The following is a 20,215-nucleotide window of genomic DNA, read 5'->3' on the forward strand; positions in this document are numbered from 1 at the left end:
TTAGACTTTTTTGTATTTTAATAATATTTTGTTTATAAATATGTTGAATATCTTGGTTTTTTTGGAGATAATGAAACTAATAATTTTTTACGATAGGAGTAATTGGATGGAAATAACAATGAGAACTAATTTAGAACATAAAAATAGAGCAAATGATTATGTGCATGAAGTATTCGAACTGGTAAAGAATAGAAATCAAGGGGAAAAGGAATTTTTACAGGCAGCACGTGAAATCTTTGATTCACTACGACCTGTATTTCTAAAGCATCCCGAATATATACATAATGGTATTTTAGAACGCATAACGGAACCGGATCGAGTTATTACGTTTCGTGTTGCATGGGAAGATGACACTGGAAAAGTCCAGGTAAACCGCGGTTTCCGCGTCCAATTTAATAATAGTTTGGGGCCATATAAGGGAGGAATCCGTTTTCATCCAACGGTAAATAGTAGTATTATGAAATTTTTAGCTTTCGAACAGACATTTAAAAATGCTTTGACCGGACAACCGATAGGAGCAGGTAAAGGTGGATCGGATTTCAATCCTAAAGGGAAGTCGGAACGTGAGATCATGAGATTTACCCAAAGCTTCATCACCGAGTTAAGCAAATATATCGGACCAGATATGGATGTTCCGGCTGGAGATATCGGTGTTGGGAAAAGAGAGATTGGTTATATGTTCGGTCAGTATAATCGTTTAAAAGGTGGTTACGAGGCAGGAGTGTTCACCGGAAAAGATCCAAACCATGGTGGGAGTCTAGGTCGTAAAGAGGCTACAGGTTATGGGACAGTCTATTTTGTAGAAGAAATGTTGAATGCAAAAAACGATACCTTTGAAGGAAAAAAAGTAGTCGTTTCCGGATCTGGGAATGTTGCAATATATGCTATGGAGAAAGCTATAGAGCTTGGTGCAGTGGTATTAGCGTGTAGTGATTCAAGTGGATATATTTATGATCCTCAGGGGATTGACGTAGAAACGGTTAAACAGTTAAAAGAGTTGGATAGTAAAAGAATTCAGGAATATATAAAGACTCATCCAAATGCAGTCTATCATGACGGCTGCACAGACATTTGGTCAGTAGCCTGTGACATTGCATTACCTTGCGCCACACAAAATGAAATGGAAAAAGAAGATGCTTTGTTGTTAATAGAAAATGGAGTAAAAGCAGTAGGGGAAGGTGCTAATATGCCTTGCACCGAGGAAGCTATTCTTGCATTCCAGGCAAAAGGGGTATTATTTGCTCCAGCTAAAGCAGCAAATGCTGGCGGTGTTGCAGTTTCCGCAATGGAAATGTCACAAAATAGCATGCGCTTATCGTGGACTGTGGAAGAAGTAGATGAAAAGTTGAAACAGGTAATGAAGAATATATATACAAGTTGTTATAGTGCTGCAGAAAGTTACGGCCATCCAGGTAATCTGGTAATTGGAGCTAATATAGCAGGTTTCCTTAAAGTGGCGGATGCAATGGTAGCACACGGGATTCATTAATCAAAACAAAAGGAGCAACTCGAATAGAGTTGCTCCTTTTGCATATTTAGCATTGGTTCTTACTATGACAATAAAATTAGCTGTGGTTACTGTAGTAATAAAACCTTTCGGAAATCACTGTTGAAATAGGGATACTATTATTCAAGGAAACAGATACACATTGCTTAACACTATAAGAAATAAAGAAAGAGGTTGGTCTCGACAAAGTCGCGACCAACCTCTTTAAAAAACTTACGGGAAACCTGATTAAAGCTTAAATTTATTAACAATCTGATTTAATTGATGTGCAATATCATTTGTCTCGTTTGAACGAAGGGCAATCTCATCAATGGAAGCAGTTGTTTCTTCTGTTGCTGCTGAAATGGATGTAGTAACCTGCTCAATTTCTCTTATCGATTCAGTAAGTTGCGTGATTAACTCAACGACCTGTTTTGAATTATCGGCTTCTATTGTTGTCAGCTCTGAGATCATGGAAATTTCTTCAACTGTAATGGCAACGGCTGTAGAAATATCACTTAATGATTGAGAGGTCTGAAGGACAGTAGAAGAACCTGTTTCGATTAACTTTGTACTTTCTTCAGTAGATTCTACTACTAACTTAATACTCTCTGTAATGTCTTTTATAATTGTTTCAACTTGATCAACTTCGTTATTGGATTGTTCAGCTAGTTTTCTTACCTCTTCAGCGACTACAGCGAAGCCTTTTCCATGCTCACCTGCACGAGCTGCCTCAATCGAAGCATTAAGTGCCAGTAAATTAGTTTGAGCTGCAATTGCTGAAATAGATCCAGTAATTTGTTGAATCTGTTTTGTTGCCTCATTTAGACGGCCAATTGTTTCACTTGTTTCAATAGAAGCAGTTTTGATTTTATCCATATCATGACTAATCTCACTTGCACGTGTCAGACCTTCCTTGGCAGTGTCCATAGTTGTTTTGGAATTTATGACCGTTGAATCTGCTCGATCTTTTGAAATTTGTAAACCTTGTGCGAGATTTTGCAAGATTTCGGATGAACGTTCTGCAGTAATCGTACCATCAGATACCGATGCGGCAGTTTCACTCATGTTTGTAGATACTTGATGAACAGCATCCTTCATCTCATTAAGAGAGATAGAGTTGTTCTCGACATTATTCGTTAATTTTACTGATGTCGTTTGAATTGTTCCTATAATTTCTCTTAGATTTGACGCCAATGTATTTAATATTTTACTTAAATCTCCAACCTCGTCTTTACTAGTAAAGTTCGTGTCCTCTACTGTTAAATTACCTTTTGCAATTTCGCCAGCGTGTGCAATAAGTGCTGAAAGTGGTTTTGTTTTTCTTCTTATTAAATATAAAGTAATTAATGATGCTAAAATCAGTGGAATCAAACTAATAAGTATTCCCTTACTAACTACGTCCCATGTACGATCTGATACAATAGATGCATCAAAATCAATAACACTTATAGCGATAATATCCTTTGAAGGATCATGATCTTCAAAAATAGGTGCATATCCAGATAGTCTTTCTAAGTCAGCAAATTCATAAGCCTCTGAATAAGTAGCATGTTGCATTTCTACTAACATTGCAACAGCTTCTTTATCTATGTGAAACTGATCTCCGGCTTTGAACCCATCTTCTCTTAAATTGTCATCCATAGCGAGCAGTTTACCATCTAAATCTATAATGTACTGTGTTTCAAAGATTTCTTTATGAGCAGTAGTCCAATTTAGTTGTTCCCCAACACTTTCAATTGCTGAAGTATCTCCTGCTAGAATCTTTTTAACATCATCCGGTTGGATTAATCCAGTTGTGATATTGGCACATCCATATGCCTCAATTCCTGCTGCTTTATATAACTCGTTATAAGCAGTGTTGTACGTGGCAACGGAGGTGATTAATAGCATAGAAGCAATTATCCCAACAATGATCATTCCTAGATGCACTGTTAAATTATTTTTCATTTTAAACTCTCTCCTGTCTAACTTTCAAACTTATATAACATTTATAACATAACAATAGGGATAAAGATATAGTATTATAAGCGTGATTAATGCGCGAATGTGACTAATTACCTTCCATTTTAAATTTAAATATATAATTCTTTGTCTTATTAACAGGCAAACTATTATAGGAAACACAGAATTAATTTATAAATTGATTTAGAAAAATTTGAATCTATTAATAAAAAGTCTATCGAAACGACATAAACTCTGTAATATTATTGTTACACAACTGTAAAGGTAGTTTTGTTTGAAAGATGTTAGTATGGGTATAGAGAAATTTTCCGACATGAAAATAAATTTTTCAATCACATCTTTGGGGGAACATAATTTTGACTTCTTTGTTTAAAAAAATCATTACAATCTTTAGTTTAACTGTAGTTTTAGCCGCGGGAACATTTGCAGGAAATACAGAAGCAGCAAGCACTGTAGCATCCAATGAAATAGTATCGAGTGCGAAAAGTTTAGTAGGAATTAAATATCGTTATGGTGGAACAACGAAGGCTGGTTTTGATTGTTCAGGTTATATCGGTTATGTTTACAAAAGTAAAGGTGTTAACTTACCAAGAACAGCAGCAGGCATGTATAACTCTGGAAAAACAGTAAAAAAAGCAAATTTAGCAGTAGGAGACTTAGTGTTCTTTAACACATCGGGTAAAGGCGTATCTCATGTTGGAATGTACATAGGTAGCAATAAATTTATCCATGCTTCAACTTCTAAAGGAGTTCGAGTAGATAAGTTAAATGATCCTTATTACTGGGGTAAAAAGTATGTTGGTGCTAAAAGAGTAGCAACTGTTACAGTAGCAAAAAAATAATTAAAATTATACAACCGTTCCGGCAATTTGCTGGAACGGTTTTTTGACTCATGTAATTTTATAATGGAGAATGTTGTCAAAAGGTGAAGTAAAGTTAGATAGTTTTAAATTATTTGAAAATAGTTTTAAAAAGGTATTTCTAATTTACGTAAAAGTAGTATAATTGCATATAATATATTGCACACTTAAAATTGTCGCAATTTACTAATTTATTTGATAGGGGACAAACACCATGAATAGTCTAAAAATCCGTTTCACAGAAAATGAAATGAAAAATGAGAAAACACCAGCTGAGCAGTTAGTGTTCGGTACAAAATTTACAGATCATATGTTTGTCGCTGATTATACTGAAGGGACAGGTTGGCATGATCATCGAATTGTCCCTTATCAAGCCCTTACTTTAGATCCATCAGCATCCATTTTACATTATGGTCAAACAGTTTTTGAAGGAATGAAAGCATATCTGTCAGAGGATGGAATTGTTCGTTTGTTTCGTCCAGAACAAAATATGAAACGTATGAATATTTCAGCTGATCGACTAAGTATGCCTCAAATAGAAGAGGAGTTAGCTCTTGAAGCTTTAAAACAGTTATTAGAAATAGATAAAGAGTGGATTCCTAAAGAGCCAGGTACTTCGTTATATATTAGACCTTTTATGATTGCAACAGAAGCGCATCTAGGAGTGTCCGCTTCTAAAACATATACATTCATTATTATTATGTCTCCAGTAGGATCTTATTATAAAGAAGGAATTCATCCAGTAAAGATTTTAGTGGAAAGTGAATATGTACGGGCGGTAGCGGGTGGAACTGGAACAGCAAAAACTGCTGGGAATTATGCTTCAAGTCTAAAAGCCCAGGAAGTTGCCGATCGTGAAGGCTACGCCCAGGTACTTTGGTTAGATGGACTAGAAAGAAAGTACATTGAAGAAGTAGGAAGTATGAATGTATTCTTTAAAATCGATGGGGAAGTAGTTACTCCAGCCTTAAACGGAAGTATTTTAGATGGGATAACGAGAAAATCTATCATTGAATTATTAAAATACTGGGGTGTCCCAATTACTGAACGCAAAGTTTCAATGGAAGAAATTCGTGAAGCGTACTTGAACGGAAAACTGGATGAGGCTTTTGGAACTGGTACTGCCGCTGTAATTTCCCCGATTGGAGAATTACGTTGGAAAGGGGAATTGTTCTACGTAAATAACGGAGAAACAGGAGAACTTTCACAAAAACTATATGACACACTAACTGGTATTCAAAGAGGCGTTATAGAAGATCCATTTGGTTGGGTTGTTGAATTAAAAAAATAATATTTCGTTGTCGCTTCTCTTAACGGAGAGGCGATCATTTTATGTTGGCAGAATGGAGAATACTGATGAAACCACTAATAGGCATATGTGCCAACTATTTATCCGATGATGCAATAGGACTAGCAGCTGGCATTGGGGCGAAATATCAAGAATGGCAGTTACTAGCGGATGATTATATTGTAGCTATTGAAAGAGCCGGAGGGGTTCCAGTTATTTTACCTATCACTAGAGAAGTAGAAACTTTGATGCCACTCCTTCAGAAGTTGGACGGAATACTATTTTCTGGTGGTTCTGATATTGACCCGAATTTATACGGAGAATATCCGAAATTTGGTTTAGGAGCTATTGAACCACGCAGAGATGCCCATGAGATCAGACTGGCTCAGATCACTTTAACGAAGTTGAACATACCGGTACTGGGCATATGTCGTGGAATGCAATTGCTTACAGTAGCAACGGGAGGCAAGCTTTATCAGGATTTAGCATCTCAAAAACCAGAAGGAATTAACCACTCCGTTCCAAAATCCATCAGACATCATGCATTTCATCCGGTTAGGATGGAAGTTGGTTCTGTATTGTATAATATTTATCAAGGTGACGTTTTGACGGTAAATAGTTTCCATCACCAAGCAGTAAAAGAGTTAGGGCAAGGTTTTAAAGCAACAATGATTGCTCCTGATGGAATTATAGAAGGGATGGAATGGGAAGAGTCAGACCGATTTGTTGTAGCCGTACAATGGCATCCCGAAATGATGGAAGAAAAAGTGGATACAATCAGACCGATTTTCACTGCATTTGTTGAGGCTAGTAAAATGACGGCCGAAGTTAACGAATTAGTAGCATCAGTAGAGACTATAGCATAATGATGAAGAAAGTCCTCCCTACGTCAAGCTATATGGACGTTGGAAGGATTTTTCTACTTCAATTTGAATAGTTTCACAGTACATAGTATAAGTTTGCATTTTTAATTCAGGATACTTTTTTATTAATGAATTTAGTAAATGCGTGTTAATATAAGAAGGTTTTCTTATTTTCTTATCCGTATAAAATATAAAGGAACTATAAGGGTAGTTTGCCAATCCTTCTAGGATAGCTCTTTGTGTATAAAGATGATTTCGATGAATATACTTACTAGCTTTTAATAACTCCTTCGCATCAGAAATCATATTAGTGTAATATCTAGTTTCGAATAACTGATCAGAGTATTTATATTTACGCTTAAAATAGGATGAGTATTGTTGATTAATGAATATTAAAACTTCAGAAAGTGGGATTACGGGAGAACGTATTAATAAATGGTAGTGGTTATTCGTAAGAGAGTAAGCGATTATAGTAAAAGTGTACATATTATTTGCCTGGTTTAGCGTAGTAGTAAAAAATAAGAAATCTTCTTTGTTTTTAAAAATATTTTGCTTATTATTGCCACGCATCGTAATATGATAAAATATTTCTGGTTGCCATACTTTCCTAATATTACCCATTTAAACCTTCCCCTTCTCTATATATTGATAACACTATATTTTATAAAAGCTTAAAATGCAATTGTCATAATTTGTGCTTTTAAGCAACAATTTCATTTTCACCTCAAAAACAGTCTCAAAACTTCATTTATCTCAAAGTTAAAGCCTCAAAATAAAATTCTTTAATAGTTCTCTATATGACAAGTAAACTAATGGAGTCAGTTATTATCGCATAATGTAGAAACTACATTGCCCTTTGTATGATAAAATAGGGGGAAAAGGAGTGTTTTTATGAAGGACAAGGTGTTAATTGTAGAAGATGAAAAAAATATTGCACGTGTTCTTCAGTTGGAACTAGAATTTGAAGGATACGATGTAGATATTGCATATACAGGAACTGATGGATTGATCAAATATCGGGAGCAACAATGGGATTTAGTTTTACTAGATTTAATGCTTCCAGGTTTAAATGGCTTAGATGTATTGAGACGAATCCGTGCTACAGAAGACGAAACACCAGTAATCTTATTAACAGCAAAAAATAATACAGAAGATAAAGTCACTGGCTTGGATCTTGGGGCAAATGATTATGTTACTAAACCTTTTGAAATTGAGGAATTACTTGCACGTGTTCGCTCGGCAATTCGATTTACTAAAACATCGAGTGTAACTCCTGTTCAGGACGAGAATATTCATGTTTTTCATACGCTTTCACTGAATGAGCAAACACGGGAAATTACTAATTCTGGAGAGTCTATCAATCTAACTCCACGAGAGTATGACCTGCTATTATATATGTTGAAGCATCCTAACCAAGTATTGTCTCGCGAACAGTTGTTAGATGCTGTCTGGGGGTTTGATTATTATGGAGATACGAATGTTGTAGATGTTTATATACGTTATGTTCGGAAAAAGTTAGAAGAAAAACAACAATCTTCTCTAATTCAAACAGTGCGGGGCGTCGGATATGTGTTGAAGGAGCAAAAGAATGAAGCTTAAAACGAAAATACATCTATTCTCTACCCTATTGACGTTCCTAATCATAGGATTAATGAATATAGGTGTATATTTTTTATTTGAGGATATGGCCTATGATTCGGAATATACCCAGTTTAACTCGGATGTAGATGAAATGATCCAGGCATTAAGTAAAATGCAAGAAAAGGACGATCCTGCAACTATTTTACGTACTTATATTCCGCCTAATGGTGGGATTCGCATCTTAAATAGTAAAAAAGAGCTACAATTAGTTGTTCAGTCCATTGAAGAAATAACAAATTATCAACCTAAATTTGAAGATGGTGAACGTTACTCAATTGGTATGCTCAATGGGTCTCCTGTTTTGACGATTAGCAAACCAGTTATTTGGTCAAATGGAGAAGTAGTAGAAGTTCAAACGATGAAACAATTATTAGAAGTAGGAAACAATCTAGACTTTCTTCGACTTATCCTACTTGGTGTCACCGTAGGTGGAATGCTATTAATGGCCTTATCAAGTGTTACTTTAGGAAAAATTATTACGAACCCAATTAGTAAATTAATCAATACAATGTCCCATAGCAGGATTTCGGGTAAATATGAAAAAATTACAGTCCATCCAAATCGAAAGGACGAAATGGCACAAATGGGCATCGCTTTTAATGAAATGATGGAGCAGCTGGAACAAAATTATAAAAAGCAGGAGCAATTTGTTTCTGATGCATCTCACGAATTAAAAACACCGTTAACAGTAATAGAAAGCTATGCAAAACTATTGTCTCGACATGGTTTCAATAATATTGAAATTGCAGAAGAATCCGTTCAGGCAATTATTAATGAAACTAGTAGAATGAAAGAAATGGTCTCACAAATGCTCGTTCTAGCAAAAAGCAACGGGAAACAACAACATAAATATGAATTAATAGATGTAAACATTTTAGTAACCGAAACTTTACAGTCGATGCGAACTGCATATGATCGAAATTTTCTTTTAAAAGAAGAAGGACCATTCTATATAAGTACAGATACTGAGCAACTAAGACAATTGCTTTTTATCATTTTGGATAACGCTCGTAAATACAGTGAAAAAGATATAAAGACAACTATTGCTGAAACTGATGATGGAGTTACTATTTCTATCATGGATTATGGTGATGGGATTCCGAAAGAAGACTTGGATCGGATTTTTGATCGTTTTTACCGAGTCGATGAGGCAAGAAATCGTAAAACGGGAGGTACTGGACTTGGTATGGCAATTGCAAAAGATATAGCAAACCGGCTATCTGCAACTTTAACCATTCAGAGTATGGTAGGATTTGGTACAACCATCCATATTTTTCTTCCTTCTAATCAAATTCTCATTGATTTTTAATGTTCGTCTATTAAGATGAATTTGAGGAGGCGTGCGTGAATGAAGTTTATGAAGATGAAAAAGTTTTTTATCGTTTGTTTCGCTACATTGGGAATTATAGTAATTGTATTCATAGTCAACATTGGCTCAGATCAATTGCCTATAACCGAAAACAATGTACGCACCCAACTCGAGCAAATGTATGATGCAGAAGTAGCAGAAGTGAAGAAAAATGAAGATGTTTATGAAGCTATTATCGCTAAGAGTGGACAAGTGTATTTGGTCGAAATGAATGCCTCGACTGGAGATGTGAATTCATTGGAACATACAGATGAGTTTATCATCCAGGAAGTACCACTAGAACCTTCAGTGACCTATGAAGAGATAGAAAATGATCATAAGGAAAATTCCAAAATATTAAAAGATTCGACTAAAGTAGAAATAGTTGAGAGTCATATAATTTCCTCTAATGGCACTACTAAATTAGTTATTATAGAAAAACCTAAGGGAACATCCTCGAACATTAAAGTGGTGGAGAACCCTAATATTGCTGAAAAGAAAAACTCAAAACAAACTTCAGTAGCTAAAGATACTAAAGCTGAAGAGAAACCAATGAAAGAAGTGTTTAAAGATGCTATTAAAGGAGTATTGGCAACTGAAAATACTAAAACAGTCGAAATTGTTAAAGAAGAAACAAAAAAAGATTTAAAAACAGAGGTAACCAATAAAACAGAGGTTCCAAAGACAGAAACTGCTAAAGCAGAAGTAAGCAAAACTGATTCCAGTAAAACTGATACAAGTAAGACAGAGGCTAGTAAATCAGATTTGGAAAAATCAGAACAGGCCACTAACAAACCATTAAGAACAGAAGCAGAGAAATCAGAAACTTCTAAGAGTGAAACGACTGTAAAAACGGAAGTATCGAAAACAGAGCCTTCAAAAACAGTTGTACAACAGAAACCTGAGACCAATGAAATCACTATAACAAAAACAGAAGAAAAGAAGACGGAAGTTACCGAAAAACCAGTTACTGTTCTAATTACAGTAGATGAAGCTTTAAAGATTGCTAATCAACAACTAAAAGGCATAGTAGAAAGTAATTCCTTCGTGAAGACCAATGAGGGTGGGTATTATTTAATAGTAATGACCGCTTCGAAAACAGAGGAAACAAAAGATGCTAATGCGAAGGATAAGAAAACGAAAGCAACAATTCAAGTTCATGCAATCTCTGGGAAAATACTTTCTGTGACTTGGGAATAATATTCTCATCAAATTCTAATAAAACTCTATTGGTATTCTCATTTAGTTCCTATAATATGAAATTAACAAATGAATAGTATTTCAAGTTGTTGAACGAGTTTGAAGGAAACAAGTTCAGTCAACTAAGCATAATAGGGGAACGATCTTACGGCGATCAAAGCGATAAAACGAGCGAACGAAGGTACTAATGTTTACGGCGTAATAATATAATCCTTGTGCGATAACAAGGAGAAATACACCTCATTCTACAATTCCCCGTAGAATGAGGTGTTTTTTTATTTCTGAAAATATAGTAATGCAATTTCTAACATTTAAGTTCTAACCAAATAAAATTTTAGTGAATAAAAGGTACATAAACACACGTAAATAAAATAGAATTGAGCAATTAAACATATCTGTCCATAAATAAAATACAAGTACAAGTAAGTAACCATACGTAGAGGTGCTAGACTGATGGTCTCCGAAAGTAGAATTGAAAAAGTTGTCTCCCTGTAGCTTTCAACAGGGAGACAACTCTATTATTTGCGTTTGTTACGTTTAGTTATGCGACCAAGTGCAAATGCACCGGCAGCAAGACCAATCATTGTATTAGTATTTTTATTGAAAACTTGTTTTACAACTAAGTTCATATTAGCTGGACGCTCTGCAAGACGACGCATGAAGTAACCGTACCAATCTTGTCCAAATGGTACGTACGTACAGAAGTTGTAACCTTCGTTAGCAAGTTGTTGTTGCATTTCTGTGCGGAAGCCGTATAACATTTGGAATTCAAACTTATCATAAGGAATGTTATTATCTTTAATGAACTGTTTGATATGGTTAATCACATTATGATCATGAGTTGCAATAGAAGTAAATTTACCATTAAGAAGATGCCATTCAATAAGCTCTACATAGTTTTTATCAATTTCTTCCTTTGTTTGATACGCATATTCAACAGGTTCTTTATAAGCTCCTTTTACTATACGTAGGCGGAAGTTTTTGTACTTTTGAATATCTTCCTCTGCACGGTAGAAGTATGCTTGAATTACAGTTCCCACGTTATCATAGTTTTTAGAAAGCTCGTCCAAAATATCGAATGATGGTTGTAAATGTTTGGTAGATTCCATATCAATATTGATGAAAGTACCATATTTATGTGCGATTTCAACAATTTCTTTTAAGTTATTTAATGCGAAGTCAAAGTCAATATCAAGTCCAAGTTGGGATGGTTTTAAAGAAATATGTGCATCCACTTGATGTTCTTCAATTGCCTCAATTACTGCGATAATTTGTTCTTTAGCAGCCAATGCTTCTTCTTTTACGAAAACAAATTCGCCTAAATTATCTACTGTACAAGAGATACCCATTGCATTTAGCTTTTTGATGCTTTCAATAGTCTCTTCAATGTTTGTCCCAGCAACAACATGCTGTGCTCCCATTTTTAAACCATATTTTTTTGCCGCACCATTTAATACTTGATTCTCCGACAAAGCCATAAAGATATCTTTTAACATTGTAATGCTCCTATCTCTGTTTTGATGCTTAGATTATACCACATTTAGTATACCTGATAGTATTCATTTAGCTGTTAATTCGACATATTTCTTTGAGTAAAAAGTTCAACCTCCTACTAGAAAAATATTTACAAAATATTAATGCTATTTATCAACAAATTATCTTGCCATTTACAAAATTGTAAGTTAACTTTGAGTTAGTGAGTAATTTTAGTGAATTTTCAATAATTACTTATATTAAATACTCTTTCAGGAGGCAGAATATGACGAAAAATAAGTTTAAAAAGTCTGCGGTAGCAGCAGTAATTGCAACATCATTATTCTCTGTTTCAAGCGTTTCATTTGCAAATAGTTCGCTACAAGAGGTAGTTGACAACGCAAGGAAAGACGTAAAGAATTCAGCTTACTCCTATGTAGTTCCAGCTCAAGCAGGAAAACTCGCGCCAAGTAAAGACTTATACCCAGCTTTGAATATTGCGAAAGCAAACTACCAAAAAGCAAGAAATGAAATTATTAAATCTTCAGCTAAAAACAAAGATCTATTACTCAAAAATTTAGATGAATTATATAACGAACGAGTTGTTAAAGGAATAGTTCCTTATATCGATGCTTATAATTATGCGGATAAGTATTTAAATCCAATTATGAAAGAAATTGAACAGGCTGAAGCTAGTAAAGATTGGGATAAGTTAGAGAAGGCATACCATAAACTTTCTGTACAGTTAAAAACTCGTACTGCTATTTTGTACCGTTTTACAGGTAAAGCAGCTCGGGATCTATTACTAGACCAATATAAAGAGCCTGCAAATAAAAAACGTGACGAACTAATGCTACCGGTTACTATTTTTATGAAAACGAAGGAAGCAGAAGCCTACATAACTGCTAATAAAGAACAAGAAGCTGTAAAAGTGCTTGAATCTATTAATCTATTAATAGAGAAGTTACCAAGCAATTCTACTTCACCAATTATTAAAGAATTACTAGTGTATGTTGAGAATATTAAAGCTCAAACAAATACAAAATTCACATTATCTTTAATGCATGTAAATGATACACATGCCCGTACAACACAGGCACCTAAACGTTTAACAGCTATCAAAGAAGTGAGAGCTCAAAAACCTTCTACTCTACTTATTGATGCTGGAGATGTATTCTCTGGTACATTATATTTCAATGAATTTAAAGGACATGCAGATTTAGAGTTAATGAAGTTAATGGATTATGACTTAATGACATTTGGTAATCACGAGTTTGACCTAGGAAATGACACTGAAGGACATAAAGCATTAAAAGAATTTATAGAGAAGTCTAACTTCCCATTTGTTAGCGCAAATGTTGATTTTTCAAAAGATGCAAATTTAAAAGGATTGTTTAATGTAAAGGTTTCAGCAGATCCTAAAGATGGGCAAATTTATAGTGGAATTATTAAAGAAGTAGATGGTCAGAAAATTGGCTTATTTGGTCTTACTACTGCTGAGACTGCTACAATATCTAGTCCGAAAGAGGTTACTTTTACAGATTATATAAAAGCAGCTCAAACAATGGTGGATGAGTTTGAAAAACAAGGCGTAAATAAAGTTGTTGCTGTTACGCATATTGGATATGATGATAATCCTACAGTAGACAATGATCTATTGCTAGCAGCTGCTGTAAATGGTATTGATGTGATCGTTGGTGGCCATAGCCATACTAAATTAGAAAAACCTGTATTAGTAGGAAAAGATAGCTCTGGCAAAGAGAAAGATCCTACTATTATCGTACAAGCTTCGCAATATAGTGAATTCTTAGGAACACTGGATGTGGACTTTGACAAAGAAGGTAAAGTAGTAGCGCACGCTGGAAAACTGATTGAGATTAAAGATCAAGTAGAAGATAAAGCGGCAGCTGCTTTATTAAAAAAATACTCGGATAAAATAGATACAATCAATAAGACTGAAATTGGTGTAGTTGCGGAAGAAGAGTTGCAAACACCACGTACTGATGGAGATGATACAAAGCCAAGCGTTCGTAAAAATGAGACTGCTCTTGGAAATATTATTACTGATGGTATGTTGTCAAAGGCAAAACAATTCGATAATAAAGTTATTATGGCCTTCCAAAATGGTGGAGGTATACGTGCTGAAATTGGCAAAGGCCCGATTACAGTTGGAGAAGTAATTACAGTTCTGCCGTTCGGCAATACACTTGCTACGATGGAAATCACTGGAGCAGAACTAAAAGCTGCATTTGAAATAAGCTTTAAAACTTATCCAAAAGAAAACGGTGGATTCTTACACGTGGCTGGTGCAAAAATTGAATTCGATTCTTCAAAACCTGCTAATGAACGGGTAGTTTCCATTAAGTATAAATCAGCAGATGGCTCGTTAGTAGATATTAAAGATAATGAAAAATACATGGTAGCAACTAATGCATTTACAGCTAAAGGCGGAGATGGCTACGATGTATTTGAAAAAATTTATAAAGAAGGTCGTGTAACAGACCTGGGCTTATCAGATTGGGAAAATCTTCAAGAGCAATTGAAAACTTTAAAAACAGTTAACAATAAAACAGAAGGTCGAATTGTTGACGTGAAAAAGTAAGATCTGTAAAATGCTTTCGCTATTAATTTGGCGAAAGCATTTTTTTTATGGAAAACTTTACAGTTATTAATTACCGTTACTGTTATATTACAGATCTGTGATTTCCGTTTATAGAAAAAGTGGTGGGGTATCAAAATGTTAATGTAGTTATGATTTTTATATGTATCGGTAATTCCTGGTTTATTAAGAAAGAGGAGGGATTTCATATGAAGAACAATACTTTTAAGTTAACAGCTGCAACGGCTCTATTATCTACAACAATTTTTGGTGTTCCTTTAATGGGAGAAGCTCATGTCAATGGAGACGGAAGAGATGGTGGACACAAAGAAGGAAAAAGCTCTCACCAAATGATGGATCGCAAACAGGAGCGAAAAGAACAGCGGCTAGGGACAAATCATAGAAACTATGATAACTGGGATAAAAAAGAAGATTTAAAGTTTAATGATAAAAATACAAGCAATAAAATGTTAGATAAAGTTAAGAACAATTCAGGTGAAGGAAAAGATAAAGAAGCTAATGCTAAGAAAAAAGGTGATACCAAAATACAGAACAAGCCAGAAAAGGTGAAGTATGAACCAAAAGTTCCACTGGTTACCTATACAGAGGCAGATGCTTATGGGAAGGATACTATTTTACCATTAATAGCTGGATTGGAAACTGCTAAAGTAAATTTAGATTGGGAAACATTGGCTAAAAACTATCATTTATTATCAAATGAATTGAAAAAAGGCACGAAAGTCTTCTATAAAGTGGATGGAAAAGCCAACCGTAACAAACTAATTGCCACATATAAAGCTCCTGCACAAGAAAAGCGAGCTGAACTAGCTTTACCATTATCTATTTATATGGTTGTGGAAAATATAGAAGCAGAGTTAGAAACTGAAAATATCGGCGAAGCAGCTTTAAAATTAAGAAAACTGAAAATGTTAATAGAAAAATTAGGTAATACTGAGAATAATGCACTACTTACCGATTTGGTTGCTAAAGTAAATACTTTAGAATCTAAAATTAATACTAAGAACTCTATGAGTTATTATAAACCCGTTTCACTATAAATAATAAGAAAAAAGATAAGACTACTGGAAAGATTGAAAGAGTCCTCGAAGATATTTGAAAGCGAGAAGCAATTAAATGAGAAAAGTTAGGACTAGCCTATAAATCTCTATTAAAAAGGAAAATATACTTTAAATATCAAAATATTACTATTTTATATGTTATAATTTACTTATTAACTAGTGAAAGAGGTAAGATAATGAAAAAAATTATGTTAACAATAATTGCATTTACTTTAATGGCGATGTTTACTTTCAGCATTACATCAGAAGCTTCATCCACAAAAGTAATGTGGGGTAAAACGGAATTAAAGAAGGGGCAAATTGGTAAAGTTACCATCTTAAAGGACACACCTCTATTGCATATAGGTAAAGACCCAATGCTTGACGGAGGTGCTGTCCGTGAATTGAAGAAGGGCGAAGAGTATCGAGTATATTCCACCAAAACACCAGAAGGATATTTTCCTATGTATAATGTAGGCGGTGAGTATTATGTTGTCCAAAATAGTACATTAAATGGTGTAAATGTAAAATTCGAAACACCATCTAAAGCAAAACTTGCATTACTTGAAGATTCATCCCCAAAAGTAATGTGGGGAAAAACGGAACTTAAAGTAGGACAGATTGGTAAAGTAACACTTTCCGCAGATGTGGCAACATTTAATGCAGATGGCACTAGCAGAAAAGAAGTGTTACCAGCGGGTGGAGAGTATCGTGTCTATACATTCGTATCAGATAATCACGGAGGAGCATACGGCTTAGGCGGCGGCTTGTTTGTGGATATGCACGGTGCTTTGAAGTATGAAACACCTTCTAAATCAAAACTTGCATTATTAAAGTAAAATAAGTCACCTTTTATTGTAATCCATTAATCTTAGAGATTAATATAATGAAAGCTAAATGGCTGGCGTGAATACGGTATATAACCGGACTCATGCCAGCTAATTTTTTAAGACTGTTTTTTACAAAGATTACTATTCAAATACAATCGTGTCTAACAAATAACGTTGAATTACTTTCATATTTGGCTCATAACCTATTCCATTCCCTTTTGGAACTTCTATATAGCCATTCACAACAACTATTTCCGGGGAAATGATATCCTCCTCCCAATAATGAGAAGAACCTGCAGTATCACCTGGCAGCGTGAAATTGGGTAGCGAGGTGAGTGCGATATTATGTGCACGGCCGATCCCTGCCTCTAACATTCCACCACACCAAACAGGAACACCTTTTTCCATACATAAGTCATGAATTTTCTTGGCTTCCGTCAGACCTCCAACACGCGCAATTTTTATATTGATAACCTTTGTGCTACCAAGTTCGATTGCATTACGTGCATCAGCTACAGAAAGAATACTTTCATCTAAGCAAATAGGGGTATTTAACTGTTTTTGTAACTTAGCATGATCGACAATATCATCATTAGCGAGTGGCTGTTCAATCATCATAAGCTCATAATCATCCAGTTGTTTTAAAAGTTCAAAGTCCTCGAGCGTGTAAGATGAATTCGCATCAGCCATAAGAGGGACACTAGGAAATGCTTCTCTCAGTTTTTGAATCACTTCGATATCATATCCAGGTTTAATTTTCACCTTAATTCGCTTGTATCCTTCTTGGATATAATTGCCGACCACTTCTAATAATTTCTCTGTAGTTGTTTGAATTCCTATGCTAATGCCCACTTCAATTTTTTCTGTAACTCCGCCCAGAGCTTGTGAAAGTGATTGATTCGTTCGTTTAGCATATAAGTCCCAAATAGCCACTTCCACGGCGGCCTTTGCCATATTATTCTTTCGGATAGTTGCAAAAATTTCACTTACTTCATCTGGGTGACTAATTTCTTTGTTCAACACAAGTGGTATTAAAAAGTCCCTTATCATATGTAAAGTAGTTTGAACGGTTTCTTCTGTGTACCATGGTGCTTGGAAGGCTGCGGACTCTCCCCAACCAGAGTTTCCCTTTTCATCAAAGACCTCTAGTAAGAAAAATTCTTTTTCCTGCATACTTCCAAAGCTAGTGACAAATGGGTTTTTCATTGTCATTTTCAAATGCCGCATAGTTATTTTTTTTATAATCATGTTTAATAACTCCTCTAAGAACACTATTATTATTCAACTTATCATGTTCTAGCTACTAAAACAAATTAAAAAAACCCTACTACTGTAGGGAAGTTAAGGTGTTTCATACTCCTCTTTTTCGATTTCCACTGTCGAAACAGGGGCGCCTTCCCAAATCATTTGAAGGGACGCTTGTATATCTAAGTCATTTCTATAAGCCATTTCTTCTGGTTCAACTGGATTTGGTTTAATAGAAATCTCCTCCTCCTTTTCTTTCTACTATTATATTAACCGAAAATAAAATAAATCATGGAACAATCAAATTTATTTTGAGTATCTAAATCCGTTGAAAAAGGATTTTTAAGGGCGAAATGTCGGTGAAAATTCTATAGTTGTATTTAATGATATATTCTGACAATTGCTATAACTTGTTGAGCAAGTAAAATAAGGGGAAATGAAGGGAGTGGATAAATTATGACAGTTGAGTATCTAGTACAAGTAATGAATCGCAGTATTCAAAAAGTGGAGGAAACAGTTGACCAGGTAGAACGTCATACAAATATGTCTAAGGCAGATCAGCATCAAATTATGCAAGCGGTATTGGAACTAAGTGACCGGATAAAATTAATTGAAATGCAAATAGATATAAATAAGGTGAAAAGAATTCAGTAAAATGTATGTAATACTTCGAGTATTTATGTGCATGCTTAGTATAAGAGATTGACATACTACTCAAAATGATGTAAATTACCAAATGGACGAACGTTTTTAGTTCAATTTATAATAATATTCGTATTTGGGAGTGTATATGATGGAAAATGTATTCGATTATGAAGATATTCAATTAATTCCGGCAAAATGTGTAGTTAATAGTAGATCAGAATGTGATACTACAGTCACACTTGGGGGACATACTTTTAAATTGCCAGTAGTGCCTGCTAATATGCAGACAATTATAGATGAAAATATTGCAAATTATTTAGCGGAAAATGGTTATTTTTATATAATGCATCGCTTTGAACCACAAAAACGTATTGCTTTCATCAAGAGTATGCAATCACGTAGCTTAATTGCATCTATAAGTGTGGGTGTCAAAGAAGAAGAGTACAAATTTGTAGAACAGTTGGCGGAAGAAAATCTTGTACCTGAGTTCATCACCATCGATATTGCTCATGGTCATTCTAATGCAGTTATTAACATGATTAAACATCTTAAAAAACATTTACCGAATAGCTTTGTCATTGCTGGTAATGTTGGAACTCCAGAAGCAGTAAGAGAGTTAGAAAATGCTGGAGCGGATGCAACGAAAGTTGGAATCGGACCTGGGAAAGTATGTATCACGAAGATTAAAACAGGATTTGGAACAGGTGGTTGGCAACTTGCGGCATTGCGTTGGTGTGCAAAAGCAGCTAGCAAACCCATAATTGCAGATGGTGGAATTCGTACACATGGTGATATTGCAAAATCCGTTCGTTTTGGTGCTTCTATGGTTATGATTGGCTCTCTATTTGCAGGTCATGAAGAATCTCCTGGCGTTACAGTCGAAAAAGATGGCAAGCAGTATAAAGAATATTTCGGTTCTGCATCTGAATTTCAAAAAGGCGAAAAGAAAAATGTTGAAGGTAAAAAAATGTTTGTAGAATATAAAGGTCCACTAGAAGATACTTTAAGAGAAATGGAACAAGACTTGCAATCTTCTATATCATATTCAGGTGGAAATAAATTAGAGTCGATTCGTAATGTAGACTATGTAATTGTAAAGAACTCTATTTTCAATGGTGATAAAGTTTACTAAAAATTAATGTTATTTTAGATCTCTGAGTGCTACAATAAAGTTGATATTTATTGTTTGAATAATTACATTATTTGAGAAGAGGAGTGTTCTAAAATGGCTATTAATATATATCTTACTTTTAACGGGAATTGTCGAGAAGCTGCAGAATTTTATGCAGAAGTATTTAAGACAGAAAAACCAGAGATTATGACTTTCGGTGAATCACCGCAAAGCCCGGATTTTGTATTGCCTGCAGAAGCAAAAGACTTAGTTCTCCACACTCGCTTAAATATTAATGGAAGCAATATAATGTTCTCTGATACGTTTCCAGGATCACCGTTTACGGAAGGAAATAATATCAGTTTAGCTTTTGTAAGTAATGAAGAAGATATGGTTAAATCCGCATTTAATGCTCTTAAAGAAGGCGGTAAAGTGAGCATGGATCTTCAAGAAACATTTTGGAGTAAATGTTACGGTTCCTTAAGAGATAAGTTCGGTATTGAATGGCAATTTAGCCACGAACCAGATCAACTGCCACAATAAAATAGGAAGTCATGCAATGTTTAAGTATACATTGCATGACTTTTTTTATTACTAAATAAT

17 protein-coding genes are annotated in these 20,215 nt (G+C 34.7%); 13 read left to right on the forward strand and 4 right to left on the reverse strand.

Annotation, left to right across the window (positions count from 1 at the left end; genetic code table 11):
• Positions 1–106 precede the first annotated feature (106 nt).
• The gene (gene gdhA, locus MHI40_RS04300; protein WP_340761665.1) at positions 107–1,489 is read left to right on the forward strand and encodes an NADP-specific glutamate dehydrogenase; all 1,383 of its coding nucleotides are present in this window, start codon (positions 107–109) and stop codon (positions 1,487–1,489) included.
• 246 nt (positions 1,490–1,735) lie between these two features.
• Here the strand turns inward: gdhA and MHI40_RS04305 are convergent, their stop codons facing one another.
• Positions 1,736–3,436 carry a methyl-accepting chemotaxis protein gene (locus MHI40_RS04305; RefSeq protein WP_340761667.1) on the reverse strand — a complete coding sequence of 567 codons (1,701 nt, stop codon included), beginning with the start codon at positions 3,434–3,436 and terminating at the stop codon, positions 1,736–1,738.
• A 371-nt stretch (positions 3,437–3,807) separates the two neighbouring features.
• On the opposite strand from MHI40_RS04305, the gene MHI40_RS04310 reads away from it, so the two are divergent.
• The 3 genes from MHI40_RS04310 to MHI40_RS04320 all read left to right on the forward strand — a co-directional run bounded on the left by MHI40_RS04310 (position 3,808) and on the right by MHI40_RS04320 (position 6,465).
• A complete protein-coding gene (locus MHI40_RS04310; RefSeq protein ID WP_245762690.1) occupies positions 3,808–4,293 on the forward strand; it encodes a C40 family peptidase in 486 nt (161 codons plus the stop codon).
• A 232-nt stretch (positions 4,294–4,525) separates the two neighbouring features.
• The gene (locus MHI40_RS04315; protein WP_340761668.1) at positions 4,526–5,602 is read left to right on the forward strand and encodes a branched-chain amino acid aminotransferase; all 1,077 of its coding nucleotides are present in this window, start codon (positions 4,526–4,528) and stop codon (positions 5,600–5,602) included.
• Positions 5,603–5,667: 65 nt separating this feature from the next.
• Positions 5,668–6,465, forward strand: a complete 798-nt coding sequence (locus MHI40_RS04320; RefSeq protein WP_340761669.1) for a gamma-glutamyl-gamma-aminobutyrate hydrolase family protein — start codon at positions 5,668–5,670, stop codon at positions 6,463–6,465.
• An 18-nt stretch (positions 6,466–6,483) separates the two neighbouring features.
• Here MHI40_RS04320 and MHI40_RS04325 read toward each other — a convergent pair whose 3' ends face one another.
• The gene (locus MHI40_RS04325; RefSeq protein ID WP_340761670.1) at positions 6,484–7,083 is read right to left on the reverse strand and encodes a transposase; all 600 of its coding nucleotides are present in this window, start codon (positions 7,081–7,083) and stop codon (positions 6,484–6,486) included.
• Positions 7,084–7,353: 270 nt separating this feature from the next.
• Here MHI40_RS04325 and MHI40_RS04330 point away from each other — a divergent pair, with 270 nt between their 5' ends.
• From MHI40_RS04330 to MHI40_RS04340, 3 genes are read left to right on the forward strand one after another with little or no spacing between them, the layout of a single operon-like run.
• Entirely contained in the window at positions 7,354–8,061 is a 708-nt protein-coding gene (locus tag MHI40_RS04330) for a response regulator transcription factor (protein WP_340761671.1), read from the forward strand.
• Positions 8,051–9,412: a sensor histidine kinase gene (locus tag MHI40_RS04335; protein ID WP_340761672.1), complete on the forward strand. Its 1,362-nt coding sequence runs from the start codon at positions 8,051–8,053 to the stop codon at positions 9,410–9,412. The genes MHI40_RS04330 and MHI40_RS04335 overlap by 11 nt, the downstream gene beginning before the upstream one ends.
• A 39-nt stretch (positions 9,413–9,451) precedes the next feature.
• Positions 9,452–10,651, forward strand: coding sequence for a hypothetical protein (locus MHI40_RS04340; protein WP_340761673.1), 1,200 nt, complete (start codon positions 9,452–9,454; stop codon positions 10,649–10,651).
• A gap of 518 nt (positions 10,652–11,169) precedes the next feature.
• On the opposite strand, the gene MHI40_RS04345 is transcribed toward MHI40_RS04340, so the two are convergent.
• Complete coding sequence (locus MHI40_RS04345) at positions 11,170–12,147, reverse strand: proline dehydrogenase family protein (protein WP_340761674.1); 978 nt, start codon at positions 12,145–12,147, stop codon at positions 11,170–11,172.
• A gap of 263 nt (positions 12,148–12,410) precedes the next feature.
• Here MHI40_RS04345 and MHI40_RS04350 point away from each other — a divergent pair, with 263 nt between their 5' ends.
• The 3 genes from MHI40_RS04350 to MHI40_RS04360 all read left to right on the forward strand — a co-directional run bounded on the left by MHI40_RS04350 (position 12,411) and on the right by MHI40_RS04360 (position 16,620).
• Complete coding sequence (locus tag MHI40_RS04350) at positions 12,411–14,726, forward strand: 5'-nucleotidase C-terminal domain-containing protein (protein WP_340761675.1); 2,316 nt, start codon at positions 12,411–12,413, stop codon at positions 14,724–14,726.
• 206 nt (positions 14,727–14,932) lie between these two features.
• Positions 14,933–15,781 (forward strand): hypothetical protein, encoded by an 849-nt coding sequence (locus MHI40_RS04355; protein WP_340761676.1) that lies wholly within the window; start codon positions 14,933–14,935, stop codon positions 15,779–15,781.
• Between the two features lie 197 nt (positions 15,782–15,978).
• On the forward strand, positions 15,979–16,620 hold the full coding sequence (locus tag MHI40_RS04360) for a hypothetical protein (RefSeq protein WP_340761677.1): 642 nt from the start codon (positions 15,979–15,981) through the stop codon (positions 16,618–16,620).
• A 132-nt stretch (positions 16,621–16,752) separates the two neighbouring features.
• On the opposite strand, the gene menC is transcribed toward MHI40_RS04360, so the two are convergent.
• Positions 16,753–17,859, reverse strand: coding sequence for an o-succinylbenzoate synthase (menC, locus tag MHI40_RS04365; protein WP_340761678.1), 1,107 nt, complete (start codon positions 17,857–17,859; stop codon positions 16,753–16,755).
• A 453-nt stretch (positions 17,860–18,312) separates the two neighbouring features.
• Between menC and MHI40_RS04370 the strand changes: the two genes are divergently transcribed.
• From MHI40_RS04370 to MHI40_RS04380, 3 genes are all read left to right on the forward strand, one after another.
• Positions 18,313–18,510, forward strand: a complete 198-nt coding sequence (locus tag MHI40_RS04370; protein WP_340761679.1) for a hypothetical protein — start codon at positions 18,313–18,315, stop codon at positions 18,508–18,510.
• A gap of 139 nt (positions 18,511–18,649) precedes the next feature.
• Positions 18,650–19,633 carry a GMP reductase gene (gene guaC / locus MHI40_RS04375; RefSeq protein WP_340761680.1) on the forward strand — a complete coding sequence of 328 codons (984 nt, stop codon included), beginning with the start codon at positions 18,650–18,652 and terminating at the stop codon, positions 19,631–19,633.
• A gap of 93 nt (positions 19,634–19,726) precedes the next feature.
• Positions 19,727–20,155, forward strand: a complete 429-nt coding sequence (locus tag MHI40_RS04380; RefSeq protein ID WP_340761681.1) for a VOC family protein — start codon at positions 19,727–19,729, stop codon at positions 20,153–20,155.
• The last annotated feature ends 60 nt before the right edge of the window (positions 20,156–20,215 follow it).

The organism is Psychrobacillus sp. FSL H8-0510 (genome assembly GCF_038008345.1).
GTDB classification, from domain to species: Bacteria; Bacillota; Bacilli; order Bacillales_A; family Planococcaceae; genus Psychrobacillus; species Psychrobacillus psychrotolerans.

Bases quoted from the DNA above. Each gene is read 5' to 3' on its own strand.
- gdhA (WP_340761665.1), top strand. From the start codon at position 107: ATGGAAATAACAATGAGAACTAATTTAGAACATAAAAATAGAGCAAAT.
- MHI40_RS04305 (WP_340761667.1), bottom strand. From the start codon at position 3,436: ATGAAAAATAATTTAACAGTGCATCTAGGAATGATCATTGTTGGGATA.
- MHI40_RS04315 (WP_340761668.1), top strand. From the start codon at position 4,526: ATGAATAGTCTAAAAATCCGTTTCACAGAAAATGAAATGAAAAATGAG.
- MHI40_RS04320 (WP_340761669.1), top strand. From the start codon at position 5,668: ATGAAACCACTAATAGGCATATGTGCCAACTATTTATCCGATGATGCA.
- MHI40_RS04325 (WP_340761670.1), bottom strand. From the start codon at position 7,083: ATGGGTAATATTAGGAAAGTATGGCAACCAGAAATATTTTATCATATT.
- MHI40_RS04330 (WP_340761671.1), top strand. From the start codon at position 7,354: ATGAAGGACAAGGTGTTAATTGTAGAAGATGAAAAAAATATTGCACGT.
- MHI40_RS04335 (WP_340761672.1), top strand. From the start codon at position 8,051: ATGAAGCTTAAAACGAAAATACATCTATTCTCTACCCTATTGACGTTC.
- MHI40_RS04340 (WP_340761673.1), top strand. From the start codon at position 9,452: ATGAAGTTTATGAAGATGAAAAAGTTTTTTATCGTTTGTTTCGCTACA.
- MHI40_RS04345 (WP_340761674.1), bottom strand. From the start codon at position 12,147: ATGTTAAAAGATATCTTTATGGCTTTGTCGGAGAATCAAGTATTAAAT.
- MHI40_RS04350 (WP_340761675.1), top strand. From the start codon at position 12,411: ATGACGAAAAATAAGTTTAAAAAGTCTGCGGTAGCAGCAGTAATTGCA.
- MHI40_RS04355 (WP_340761676.1), top strand. From the start codon at position 14,933: ATGAAGAACAATACTTTTAAGTTAACAGCTGCAACGGCTCTATTATCT.
- MHI40_RS04360 (WP_340761677.1), top strand. From the start codon at position 15,979: ATGAAAAAAATTATGTTAACAATAATTGCATTTACTTTAATGGCGATG.
- menC (WP_340761678.1), bottom strand. From the start codon at position 17,859: ATGATTATAAAAAAAATAACTATGCGGCATTTGAAAATGACAATGAAA.
- MHI40_RS04370 (WP_340761679.1), top strand. From the start codon at position 18,313: ATGACAGTTGAGTATCTAGTACAAGTAATGAATCGCAGTATTCAAAAA.
- guaC (WP_340761680.1), top strand. From the start codon at position 18,650: ATGGAAAATGTATTCGATTATGAAGATATTCAATTAATTCCGGCAAAA.
- MHI40_RS04380 (WP_340761681.1), top strand. From the start codon at position 19,727: ATGGCTATTAATATATATCTTACTTTTAACGGGAATTGTCGAGAAGCT.